The sequence below is a fragment of the Erwinia sp. 1181_3 genome, assembly GCF_052824965.1.
Genome location: NZ_VTDE01000004.1, coordinates 458,084 through 470,718, shown reverse-complemented (window position 1 = coordinate 470,718; position 12,635 = coordinate 458,084). Strand labels below are relative to the sequence as shown.

11 protein-coding genes are annotated in these 12,635 nt (G+C 55.8%); all 11 read left to right on the top strand.

Annotation, left to right across the window (positions count from 1 at the left end; all coding sequences use genetic code 11):
* The first annotated feature begins 1 nt into the window (after position 1).
* Entirely contained in the window at positions 2–916 is a 915-nt protein-coding gene (locus FY046_RS14150) for a transketolase family protein (protein ID WP_446186184.1), read from the top strand.
* A 13-nt stretch (positions 917–929) separates the two neighbouring features.
* On the top strand, positions 930–1,727 hold the full coding sequence (locus tag FY046_RS14145; RefSeq protein WP_133845370.1) for a GolD/DthD family dehydrogenase: 798 nt from the start codon (positions 930–932) through the stop codon (positions 1,725–1,727).
* A 148-nt stretch (positions 1,728–1,875) separates the two neighbouring features.
* Entirely contained in the window at positions 1,876–2,811 is a 936-nt protein-coding gene (locus FY046_RS14140) for a D-ribose ABC transporter substrate-binding protein (RefSeq protein WP_133845369.1), read from the top strand.
* A gap of 56 nt (positions 2,812–2,867) precedes the next feature.
* A complete protein-coding gene (locus tag FY046_RS14135) occupies positions 2,868–3,479 on the top strand; it encodes a DUF2291 family protein (protein ID WP_133845367.1) in 612 nt (203 codons plus the stop codon).
* A 10-nt stretch (positions 3,480–3,489) separates the two neighbouring features.
* Positions 3,490–5,040 carry a sugar ABC transporter ATP-binding protein gene (locus FY046_RS14130; RefSeq protein ID WP_374760127.1) on the top strand — a complete coding sequence of 517 codons (1,551 nt, stop codon included), beginning with the start codon at positions 3,490–3,492 and terminating at the stop codon, positions 5,038–5,040.
* A 20-nt stretch (positions 5,041–5,060) separates the two neighbouring features.
* The gene (locus FY046_RS14125; protein WP_133845363.1) at positions 5,061–6,128 is read left to right on the top strand and encodes an ABC transporter permease; all 1,068 of its coding nucleotides are present in this window, start codon (positions 5,061–5,063) and stop codon (positions 6,126–6,128) included.
* Complete coding sequence (locus FY046_RS14120) at positions 6,121–7,626, top strand: FGGY family carbohydrate kinase (protein ID WP_159337230.1); 1,506 nt, start codon at positions 6,121–6,123, stop codon at positions 7,624–7,626. The genes FY046_RS14125 and FY046_RS14120 overlap by 8 nt, the downstream gene beginning before the upstream one ends.
* A 395-nt stretch (positions 7,627–8,021) precedes the next feature.
* The gene (locus FY046_RS14115) at positions 8,022–8,819 is read left to right on the top strand and encodes an SDR family oxidoreductase (protein ID WP_133845358.1); all 798 of its coding nucleotides are present in this window, start codon (positions 8,022–8,024) and stop codon (positions 8,817–8,819) included.
* 181 nt (positions 8,820–9,000) lie between these two features.
* Entirely contained in the window at positions 9,001–9,903 is a 903-nt protein-coding gene (gene lpxO, locus FY046_RS14110) for a lipid A hydroxylase LpxO (protein WP_159337229.1), read from the top strand.
* A 128-nt stretch (positions 9,904–10,031) separates the two neighbouring features.
* A complete protein-coding gene (locus FY046_RS14105) occupies positions 10,032–11,474 on the top strand; it encodes a YchO/YchP family invasin (RefSeq protein WP_133845354.1) in 1,443 nt (480 codons plus the stop codon).
* 146 nt (positions 11,475–11,620) lie between these two features.
* Positions 11,621–12,526 (top strand): bestrophin family protein, encoded by a 906-nt coding sequence (locus FY046_RS14100; RefSeq protein WP_133845352.1) that lies wholly within the window; start codon positions 11,621–11,623, stop codon positions 12,524–12,526.
* Positions 12,527–12,635 lie beyond the last annotated feature (109 nt).

Here is a 12,635-nt window from a genome sequence, read left to right as displayed (position 1 = left end):
CATGCAAGACTTACGTGACGCCGTGATTGCCACGCTGGTGGAAGCCCAGAATGAGGGAGCAGACCTCAGTGTCATGGTGGCCGACTCCACCTCAACATCAAAAATTGCCCCGTTTGAAAAAGCCTTCCCGGATCGGGTCATCAACGTGGGTATCGCTGAACAGAATATGGTGGGAATGGCGGCGGGAGTGGCACTGAGTGGCCGTACGGTATTCACCGCTAACGCTGCACCGTTTCTGTTTGCCCGCTCGAATGAGCAATTGAAAAATGATGTTTGTTACTCAGAAACTAACGTCAAGATGCTCGGCCTGAATGCCGGTTTTGCTTACGGTCCGTTGGGTGCCACGCACCACTGTACTAACGACATTGCTATCGCCCGTTCGATGGGCAACCTGCAAATTTTCGCGCCAGCAGATGCCATTCAGGCCAGCGCGATTGCCCGCCATGCCATCAGCCATAAAGGGCCGGTTTATATCCGTATGGACAGCGATAAAGTGCCGCTGCTGCATGATGCCGATTACCAGTTTGTGCCGGGTAAACCAGAGGTGTTACAGCAGGGTAAAGACACCGTGGTGTTCTGTCTGGGAACGCTGGCTCATGAAGCCCTGGCCGCTAAAGATGACAGCATCACCATCGTCTCACTGCCTTCTCTGTGGCCGCTGGACGAAGCGGCGGTCATCAAGCTGATTACCGCACACCGTCAGGTGATCACCATGGAAGAACATGTGTTGAGTGGCGGTCTGAGCAGCATTATCGGTGAGCTGCTGCATCAGCACAGCCTGCGCCAGCACTTTATTCCGCTGGGTATCCCGCCGTATGAATTTACCCATAGCAGCAGTCGTGTTGCCCTGCGTCGCCAGTTCCGCATCGATGCTGAAGGCCTGCGCGCCACGTTAGAAAATCTTGTTGCCGCTTAAGGAGAGTCTGGAAATGAGTAACGAATATGACGTCAATCTGCGCTACGGCGTAGATATTAACGGGGATCTCAGTGGCAAGGTGGCCGTGGTCACCGGGGGGCTGGGGGGGATTGCGATGGCCAGCAATCAGATGCTGCTGGAGAAAGGCGCGAAGCTGGCACTGCTCTATCCGGCGTTTGAACAGAGCAAAGTGGCGGATGTTGCCGGGCAGTTCGCAGCCGATAGCGTCCAGTTTGTTCAGTGCGATGTCACTGACCCGGACTCTGTGGAGCAGGCAATAGCACAGGTTGAAGCGCACTATGGCCAGATCGATATTCTGGTGAACTGTGCGGGCTACGTGATGTTGCAGCCGGTACTGGAAACGGAATTTGCCGAGTGGCAGAAGCAGGTGGCAGTCAATCTGACCGGGCCATTCCTCTGTTCTCAGGCGGTGGCAAAACGCATGGTGAAAGCGGGTAAAGGCGGAAAGATCATCAATATTGCCTCGCAGGCGGCATCCATCGCCATCGATAACCATGTGGCCTATACCTCGGCGAAAGCCGGGCTGTTGGGGATGACCAAAGTGATGGCGAAAGAGTTTGCGCCCCACAAAATTAACGTGAATACCCTGTCGCCTACCGTGGTGCTGACGCCAATGGGCGAGAAAGCCTGGCGTGGGGAGAAAGGGGAGGCGATGAAGCAACTGATCCCAATGGGACGTTTTGCCTACACGGACGAAATTGCCGCCGCCGTGCTGTTTTTTGCCAGCAACGGTAGCGACATGATCACAGGCGCAGACCTGATGATCGATGGTGGTTTCACTATTTGGTAATACCGATTACTGCGCCAACACCAGAGAATTCGAGATGTTATCCCGACTGTCGGTCGTTGCAGCAAGGCGGTAAGTAAACGCAACTGCGGCATCCGATACCAAGGTTAAAAAGCTGTACCTACACATAACAACATAAGAGAACATCAAAATGAAAATGCGTTTAACTCTGTTAGCTCTAGCGACCGCCTGCTCCTTCTCTCATGCCGTTACTGCCGCAGAGAAAGGCACCATCATGATCCTCGTTAACTCGCTGGATAACCCGTACTACGCCTCTGAGGCCAAAGGGGCCAACCTGAAGGCACAGGAACTGGGTTACAAAACCACCGTGCTGTCCCACGGTGAAGATGTGAAAAAACAAAGCGAACTGATTGATGCCGCCATCGGTAAAAAAGTGCAGGGCATTATCCTCGATAACGCTGACTCCACCGCCAGCGTTGCCGCCATCAAAAAAGCCAAAGATGCCGGTATTCCTGTGGTGTTGATTAACCGTGAAATCCCGGTTGATGACGTCGCGCTGGAGCAGATCACCCACAACAACTTCCAGGCGGGTTCCGATGTGGCGAACGTTTTCGTTGAGAAGATGGGCGAGAAAGGCACCTATGCCGAACTGACCTGTAACCTGGCCGACAACAACTGCGTCACCCGTTCGAAATCCTTCCACCAGGTACTGGATCAGTACCCGGATATGAAAAGTGTGGCGAAGCAGGATGCGAAAGGCACCCTGATCGACGGTAAGCGCATTATGGACAGCATTCTCCAGGCGCACCCGGATGTAAAAGGGGTGATCTGTGGTAACGGTCCGGTGGCGCTGGGGGCCATTGCTGCCCTGAAAGCGGCCGGTCGTAGTGATGTGATTGTGGTGGGTATTGATGGCAGCAACGACGAACGTGATGCGGTCAAAGCCGGCACGCTGAAAGCCACCGTGATGTTGCAGGCGCAGGCGATCGCCGCGCAGGGCGTCACCGATATCGACAATTTCCTGCAGAAAGGCACCAAACCCGAGAAACAGCGCGTGATGTTCCGCGGCATCCTGATCAACCAGGACAACGCAGACAAAGTGCAGGACTTCAATTTCAAATCCTGAGTTAACGCTTCATAAGATGTGACTGCGCCCCCTGTGGGGGCGCAAAGGAGAGAATTATGTCCAGGCGAGTCTGGCTGGCAATGGCCACTTTAGCCCTCGGGGGCTGCCGTATTGTGTCACAGCAGGAGCTGGCCGATTTAAAAAATCCGCCCAACCCCGCGATGGCAAATGTCACCGCCACGTATCAGCAAAAAATCGTGCCACAAATTGTCAGCGAGGCAAAACCGCTCGACGAACTGATGAAGTCGCTGGCCACAGCAAAAGATTTTGATGCGGCCTGTAAACAGTGGGGATACCGCAGTCAGGATGAGAACCCGTGTGTGTTCAGCATCAAAATTCAGGGCACGGTTACTGAGGTGAATACCACCTCACGCAGTGGAAAAATGACCATTAAAGACGTCAGCGGACAGCAGGTCGTGGTGCAGATTGGCCCGATTATTCGCGGTACCGCGCTGCGCGACGCTTATAAGGGGGTCAGCTATCAGGACTTCAACGATCAGGTGCTGTTTGGTGATTATGGTAAGGCGATCAATAACCTGGCGTCAGATGAGGTGAAAAAGCTGCAACCGAAAGTCGGTGAAAGCGTTGAGGTTGATGGGGTCTTCAGCAGTTGGGATGTGCCGCAAACACCACCGGATGTCACCCCGGCTCACGTGGTACGCAAGTAGAGGGCTCATGATGGCTGAATATCAAATCGACCCGCTGTTATCGCCGGATCAGCTGCCTGAAGTGGTGATTGAAACGCGTGATGTGTCGCGTATCTATCCTGGCGTGACCGCGCTGGACCAGGTGAACTACCGCGTGTATCGCAACAAGGTCAACGTATTAATCGGTGAGAACGGTGCCGGTAAATCCACCATGATGAAAATGCTGGCCGGAGTGGAGGTGCCGTCCTCCGGGCAGATTTTTCTCGACGGAGAACCCGTGTCGCTGCACTCGACCCAGCAGGCTGAGAAGCACGGGATCAGTATCATTTTTCAGGAACTGAATCTGTTCCCGAATATGAATGTGATGGACAACATCTTTATCGGTAATGAGTTTTTCCAGCGCGGCCGGATTAACGAAAAATATCAGTACCAGCTGGCGAAAGCCCTGCTGGAACGGCTGGAGCTGGATGTGGACCCTTATGCGCCGCTCGGTGAGCTGGGCATCGGTCACCAGCAGCTGGTGGAAATTGCGCGTGCACTGTCGAAAGACACCCGGGTACTGATTATGGATGAACCGACCTCGGCGCTCAGCCAGTCGGAAGTCAAAGTCCTGTTTAACGTGATTGCGGCGCTGAAGCGGCGTGGCGTCACCATTATCTATATCTCGCACCGTCTGGAAGAGCTGATGGAGATCGGCGATCACATCACCATCTTCCGTGACGGGCGTTTTATCAGCGAACGTGATGTGCGCGATGCCAGCGTGCCGTGGATCATCGCCCAGATGGTAGGCGATAAGAAAAAGCAGTTCGACTATGCCGCCGCAACGCAGGGAGAGGTGGTGCTGGACGTCAGCGGACTCACCGCGCTGCGTCAGGATGGTGGCTACAAGCTGAACGATGTGACGTTCTCACTGCGGAAAGGTGAAGTGGTGGGCATTTATGGCCTGCTGGGCGCCGGGCGTACCGAGCTGTTTAAAGGTCTGATAGGACTGATGGGCTGCCAGAGCGGCCGCGTGGTGTTGAACGGCGAAGTACTGGACAAGCGTGATTTTCAGTACCGATTGAAAAAGGGCATCGCGCTGGTGCCGGAAGACCGTAAAGGCGAGGGGATGATCGGCATGATGTCGATCAAAACCAATATGACCTTGAGCGATCTCAGTCTGCGCGGCTTTCGTCGGGCGCTGGGGCTGTTGCGTCCGCAGCAGGAGAGCGAAAAGGTGAACGACATGGTGCAACGCCTGGCGATCAAGGTCAGCGATACCGATCTGCCCATCACCTCTCTGAGCGGCGGTAATCAGCAAAAAGTGGTGCTGGGCAAGGCACTGATGACCGGCCCGGAAGTGGTGCTGCTGGATGAACCGACGCGGGGGATTGATGTCGGTGCCAAAACCGATGTGTATCAACTGATCGGCAAAATGGCCCAGGAGGGGCTGGCCGTGATGTTTTCGTCCTCGGAACTGGATGAGGTGATGGCGCTGGCCGACCGCATTTTGGTGATGGCGGATGGGCGTATTACCGCTGACCTGCTGCGTGCTGATGCCACGCGCGAAACGTTAATCACTGCGTCGACACCGCACGAATAAGCGGGCTTGAGGAAGAAAAAATGAATCAAAAATATCTGCTGTATATGTACCTGCTGAAAGCCAGAACGTTTATTGCCTTGCTGATTGTGGTGGGCTTTTTCAGTGTGATGGTGCCGAACTTCCTGACCCTGTCCAATGTGCTGATTATGACGCAGCACGTGGCGATCACCGGCCTGCTGGCGATTGGCATGACGCTGGTGATTCTGACGGGCGGGATTGACCTCTCCGTTGGGGCGGTGGCGGGCATTTGTGGAATGGTGGCCGGGGCGCTGCTGACCAGCGGTGTCCCTCTCTGGGGCGGACAGGTGTTGTTTCTTAACGTCCCGGAAGTGATCCTCGCGGTGGCGTTGTTCGGGGTGGTGCTGGGGTTGATCAACGGTACGGTGATCACCCGTCTTGGCGTCGCGCCCTTTATCTGTACGCTCGGCATGATGTATATCGCCCGCGGCGCGGCGCTGCTGTTTAACGACGGCAGCACCTACGCCAACCTGGTTGGCGTGCCGCAGTTGGGCAATACCGGGTTTTCACTGCTTGGTTCGGGCAGCTTCCTTGGCGTCTACTTTCCGATCTGGCTGATGATCGGTTTCCTGCTGATTGGGCTGTATATCACGCGTAAAACGCCGCTGGGCCGCTATATCTATGCGGCGGGTGGCAATGAATCTGCCGCCCGTCTGGCCGGTGTGCCGATTATCAAAGTGAAAGTCTTTGTCTACGCCTTTTCCGGTCTGTGTGCCGCGCTGGTCGGGCTGGTGGTGGCGTCGCAGCTGCAAACTGCGCATCCGATGACCGGGAATATGTTTGAGATGGATGCCATTGGGGCCACGGTGCTTGGTGGTACGGCACTGGCCGGGGGACGCGGACGTGTGTCCGGATCGATCATCGGTGCCTTTGTGATTGTCTTCCTGGCCGATGGCATGGTGATGATGGGCGTCAGCGATTTCTGGCAGATGGTGATCAAAGGGCTGGTGATTGTCACCGCCGTTGTCATCGACCAGTTCCAGCAGAAGCTGCAAAGCAAAGTGGTGTTGATGCGTCGCCATGAAAAAAAGCAGGCGGCCGCGCCTCTCTCTGAGGTCAGCCATGGCTAGAGAACTGATTGTTGCGCTGGATGAAGGGACCAGCAATGTGAAAGCGGTGGCGATTGATGCTCGCGGTGAAGTGGTGGCAAAAGCGTCCCGCCCGCTCACGGTTGCCACGCCGCAGCCGGGCTGGGTTGAACAGGATGGACTCACGCTGCTTAACGCATCGCTGACGGTGCTGCGCGAAGTGCTCAACACCGTGGGCGAAAATCGGGTGGCGGCACTGGCCATCAGCAATCAGCGCGAGACGGCCATCGGCTGGGAGCGCCACAGTGGTCGCCCTATTGGGCCTGCGCTGACCTGGCAGTGTTCACGCTCAGGTGTCTTCTGCGATCGGCTCAAACGCGATAATCAGGAGGGGCTGATCCGTGCCATTACCGGGTTACCGGTGGCACCGCTGTTTTCAGCATCGAAAATGCGCTGGCTGCTGGATAACACGCCGGAGGGGCATTCGCGTGCCGACAGCGGCGAGATTTGCCTCGGTACCATCGATGCCTGGCTGCTATGGAACCTGAGCGGCGGGCAGCAGTTCCGCTGCGATACCTCGAATGCATCACGTACCCAGCTGTTAAATCTGCACAGCGGCGGCTGGGATGAATCGATGCTGGCGCTGTTTGGCATCCCGCGTGCCGCGCTGCCGGAAATTTGCCCCTCAGGTAGCCTGTTTGGCGTGACCCTCGGTCTGGCCGGTATTCCCGATGGGCTGCCCATCATGGCCATGGTCGGGGATTCCCATGCCGCATTGTACGGTCACGGACTGGGGGCACCGGGCGGGGTGAAAGCCACCTATGGCACCGGATCGTCGGTGATGGCACCTCTGGGCCAGGCGGATACCAGTATCACCTCGCTGGCAACCACCGTGGCCTGGCATGATGGCCAGCGGCTGGTTTACGGTCTTGAAGGCAATATTCCTCATACTGGGGACGGCGTGGCGTGGATGGCGCAGGCGACCGGACTGACCGATGGTAAAGGTCTGGTGCTGAGCCGCGCGCTACATGAGCTGCCCGCCAGTATCGATTCGACTCTCGGCGTCTATTTTGTTCCGGCGCTGACCGGAACCGGCGCTCCCTGGTGGGATGACCAGGCGCGCGGCGTGATTTGTGGGCTCAGCCGGGGCGTAACGCCAGCACATTTGATCCGTGCGTCACTGGAAGCGATTGCCTACCAGATTGCCGATGTGATTGAGGCCATGCGCCTTCACCCGGGATTCCGTCTGGAGACACTGATGGTGGATGGTGGCCCCACGCAAAATCCGTGGCTGATGCAGTTTCAGGCTGATCTGTTGGGTTGCCCGGTGGCCCGCAGCAGTACGCCAGAGCTGTCGGCGCTCGGTGCCGGGCTACTGGCACGACGGACGCTCGGCCAGCTTAATGACGAACAACTGCTGGCGCTGATACCAGAACATGATCTCTGGCAGCCCGATCCGGGCCGCCATGAACGTTGCCAACAGAGCTGGCTGGGCTGGCAGGATGCGGTGAAACGTACCCTGTGGCAGCCGTCGCGTTAACTGCCGTGCAGTGTGGTTTGGTCGGGCGAGGCATGCCTCGCCCCTACAACACAGAAGGCTGTTACGGCCAGGTACCGATTTCCGTAGGGGTCAGGCATGCCTGCCTGCCCCTACAACACAGAATGGCGTCACAGCTTTGTATCGAATTCCGTAGGGGTCAGGCACGCCTGCCCGCCCCTACAACACAGAATGGCGTCACAGCTTTGTATCGAATCCCGTAGGGGTCAGGCATGCCTGACCCGCCCCTACAACACAGAATGGCGTCACAGCTTTGTACCGAATTCCGTAGGGGTCAGGCACGCCTGACCCGCCCCTACAACACAGAATGGCTTCACAGCTTTGTACCGAATTCCGTAGGGGTCAGGCATGCCTGACCCGTCATAAAGGAGCAACAGATGAAACGTAATTTCAGTAATAAAACCGTGGTGATCACGGGAGCATGTCGCGGTATTGGGGCGGGTATTGCCGAACGTTTTGCCAGAGACGGTGCAAACCTGGTGATGGTCTCCAACGCCGAGCGCGTGTTTGAAACCGCTGATCGGATAAAAGCCGCCTGGGGCAGTGAGATTCTGGCATTGCAGGTGGATGTCACCGATGAAGAGCAGGTGCAGGGGTTGTATCGCCAGGCTGCGGAACGTTTCGGGACGATTGACGTGTCGATCCAGAACGCCGGAGTGATCACCATCGACACGTTCGACAAAATGCCCAAAGCTGACTTCGATAAAATCCTTGCGGTGAATACCACGGGCGTCTGGCTTTGCTGCCGCGAAGCCGCGAAGTATATGGTGAAACAGCAGTCCGGTAGCCTGATCAATACATCGTCAGGGCAGGGGCGTCAGGGCTTTATCTATACGCCGCATTATGCCGCCAGCAAGATGGGAGTGATCGGGATTACGCAGAGCCTGTCACAGGAGCTGGCACCGTGGAATATCACCGTCAACGCGTTTTGTCCCGGCATTATCGAAAGCGAAATGTGGGATTACAATGACCGCGTATGGGGTGAAATCCTTAGTACCGACAGTAAAAAATATGGCAAAGGCGAGCTGATGGCGGAATGGGTGCAGGGTATTCCGTTAAAACGCGCGGGGCAGCCGGACGATGTTGCCGGGCTGGTGGCTTTCCTCGCCTCTGATGATGCACGCTATATTACCGGGCAGACGATCAACGTCGACGGTGGTCTGATTATGTCCTGATGCGTTGCGGTGGCCGATTTTGTTCCATTCGTGCCACCGTCATTCTGCTCCGCCGAAAAGTCTTTATACTCTCTCCGGTCATGCACTACCCGGCGAAAAGTCGTCTTCGCCTGCCTGACACATGCTGACATTTATCTACGGGATCACAGGATGATCCCGGTCACCTGACGAGTAGAGCAACATGAAATACTTCATTTTATTGATGTGGATAATTACCGTACTGTATGTGCACTGGAGAGGGAAGGTTCGTTACGGTTTCTGGCGTCAGCTGGCTGACCATTCTACCTTTGTCGCTCCCCTTAACTGTTTTATGTATCTGTTTTCCCGCATTCCCACCACGCCCTTTCTTTCACCTCATCACTTCCCCGAGCTTGCTGAGCTGCGTGACAACTGGCAGTCGATTCGTGACGAAGGCGAGGCGCTGCTAGCGTCAGAGCAGATTAAAGCCTCGGACCGCTATAACGATGCCGGGTTTAACTCGTTTTTTAGAACCGGTTGGAAACGCTTTTATCTGAAATGGTATGACGAGGCACATCCCTCTGCGATGTCTCTCTGCCCGCGTACCACCGCGCTGTTGCGCGGTATTCCATCGATCAAAGCCGCCATGTTTGCCTCACTCCCGGACGGCAGCCGCCTGCCGCGCCACCGCGATCCGTATGCCGGATCGCTGCGCTACCACCTTGGCTTGATCACCCCGAATGATGACCGCTGCTTTATTGAAGTGGATGGTGAACGTTACAGCTGGCGTGACGGCGAGGGTGTGGTGTTTGATGAAACCTATATTCACTATGCTGAGAATCACAGCGGGCAGCCTCGATTGATCCTGTTTTGCGATATTGAGCGGCCGATGATCTGGCGTTGGACGCAGGCAGTGAATCACTGGCTTGGCCGTCATCTGGTGGGTGCGGCTGCGGCCCCCAATAATAACAGTGACCGTACCGGGGGCATTAACCGGGTGTTCAAATATCTCTATGCGGTGCGCAAGGTCGGGAAACGCCTGAAGGCGTGGAATAAGCCGATATATTATGTGATCAAATGGCTGCTGTTCGGTGGTATCGCCGTCTTGATCTGGCGAGCACTGTAAGTTTTTGGGCGGTCCTTCGCGCGGGCCGCCCGATTTTCGCGTTGGGAAGGGATTCTGTGCTAAGGTTAGTTGTATGATTTTGTGAACAAACTCACACTCGCGCAGATAAAAAATATTGCTTTGAGCTTATGATTCTATTTAGTCGTTATTTGTCCCACGTTTCCAGCCTGATGTTTTCCCTTGCCGTGATCGGCCTGCCGATCACGGCGGCACGTGCTTTTGATGAGTCCACACGCGTACCCGATGCTCCCTTTGATGATCCCGGTCGTTTCCGGCAGATGCAGCAACAGCTGCCGGGTATGGGTATCACCGATCATGATAACGGGCTGGCACAGAAAATCGCTGAGGCGGCAAAAAGCATCGGTGAAGCCAGCATGAACAACGACAGTGATAAATCGCTGCGTGAGGAAGCCGGTCAGTGGGCGTTTAATCAGTTCCGTACTGCCGCCAGCGAGCGTGCCGCCAGTGAAGGTGAACTGCTTCTGTCACCTTATGGCCGCGCCAGCGTGTCGCTGGCCGTAGATGATGCCGGGAGTTTTAATGGCACCTCCGCTCAGTTGATGACGCCGTGGCAGGACAATTATCAGTATCTGACTTTCAGCCAGTTAGGGGTGGAGCAAACGGAATATGGCACTGTAGGCAACGCCGGGCTGGGCCAGCGTTGGATCGCCGGGAGCTGGCGTGTGGGGTATAACGCGTTCGTTGACGATGTGCTCACTACCCACCAGCAGCGCGGTTCTCTGGGGGCAGAAGCCTGGGGAGAGTATCTGCGTTTTTCCGCCAATTATTATCATCCGCTATCGGGCTGGCGTAATCACAACAGCACAACACAGATGCGGATGGCGCGCGGTTATGACATCACTACACAGGGGTATCTGCCCTTTTACCGCCAGTTAGGGGTTAGCCTGAGTTACGAGCAGTATCTCGGCAATCATATCGATCTGTTTAACAGTGGCAATGCAACGGCAAACCCGACGGCGGTTTCCCTGGGCGTTAATTACACGCCAGTGCCGCTGTTTACCCTCTCTGCCAGCCATAAAGAGGGCGATGGTGGAGAGTCACAGGACCAGTTTGCGTTGAAGATGAATTACCGCATTGGTGTGGCGCTGAGCCAGCAGCTTTCGGCCAGCAATGTCGCGGCGGCGAAGTCGTTAAGCGGGAGCCGTTACGATCAGGTTAACCGCAATAATTCCCCGGTGATGGAGTTCCGCCAGCGTAAAACGCTGTCAGTCTTCCTCGCCACGCCACCGTGGCAGGTGCAGCCGGGTGAAACACTGGCGCTGAAATTACAGGTTCGTAACAGCAATGCGATTAAAGCGGTGAGCTGGCAGGGGGATACGCAGGCATTGAGCCTGACACCTCCGGCAGATAATGCGAGCCCTAACGGCTGGAGTATTATCGCTCCGGCGTGGGACAGCAGCGAAGGGGCCAGCAATGAATATCATCTGTCGGTCACGCTGGAAGACAGTAAGCAGCAGCGCGTGACTTCTAACTGGATCACGCTAAAACTGGCGCAACCCGTCACGTTACAGCCTGCGGATACCGGGAGTTTCGACCTGATGTCCCCTTGAATACAGGGGATTCTGCTATCGGCTGAAAACGTGATTTTTGTCAATACACTGTCTCGAAATATATGTGACTAAAGTCACAAAAAACCACTTCTCAGGCGCGGGAATTTTCTGCACAATCTGCGAAAAATCTCACTCGCCTGCACATCATGATCATCCGTCCTAATAGTCACTGGTTTATCCGCCTGTTCGCCTGGCACGGTTCGGTATTACCCGGAATCTGGTTCCGCTTAACGCTTAATCTGCTGATGTCCCTGATCGCTATTTTCTGTCTCGACTGGTATGAAACGCTGGGTATCAAGCTGACGCTGGCACCGTTCAGCCTGCTGGGGGTTTCCATTGCGGTATTTTTGGGTTTTCGTAACAGCGTCTGCTTTGGCCGCTTTATTGAAGCGCGTATGTTCTGGGGCAATCTGCTGATTGCCTGCCGCACGTTACAACGTCTGGCACTGGCGATTTCGCCCGCTGATGCGCCGCGTGTCACATCGTTGCTGCTGGCGTTCTCTTATAGCCTCAAGCATCAGTTGCGCCACAGTGATGCCCGTGAGGATCTGCGTCGTTACCTCGGGGATGAAGCGGATGAAGTGCTGAAACGTCGTTCGCCGACCAATTTCATTGAGCTGCAACTGTCGCAGTGGCTGGCCGACCAGCGCCGCCGCGGTAACCTGTCCGACATTCTCTATATGCATATGGACAGCAATATTAATCAGCTGTCACAGGTGCTGGGCGGATGTGAGCGTCTGGCGAGTATGCCCGTGCCGTTTGCCTATGGTTTGCTGCTGCACAGAACGGTATATCTGTTCTGTACGCTGTTGCCGTTTGCGCTGGTGCCGGACTTACACTACATGACGCCGCTGGTATCGGTGTTTATTGCTTATACCTTCCTGTCGCTGGACACGCTGGCGGAAGAGCTGGAGATGCCGTTTGGTTTTGCCAACAACCATCTGCCGCTGGATGCGATGTGCACCAATATTGAGATTAATCTGCGGGAAATGAATCTGGAAGAAGAATTGCCGGATACGCCACGACCGGACTGCCGTTATCGGTTGACGTGAGGGATTTGCGGGCGGGTGGGTCGGCTTCAGGTATGGGGTCAGTTTGAGCACGCCGGATTGGCAAAAAACACCTCCTTGCGTGCCTCGGCTCGCGGCATCCCTGCCGCGT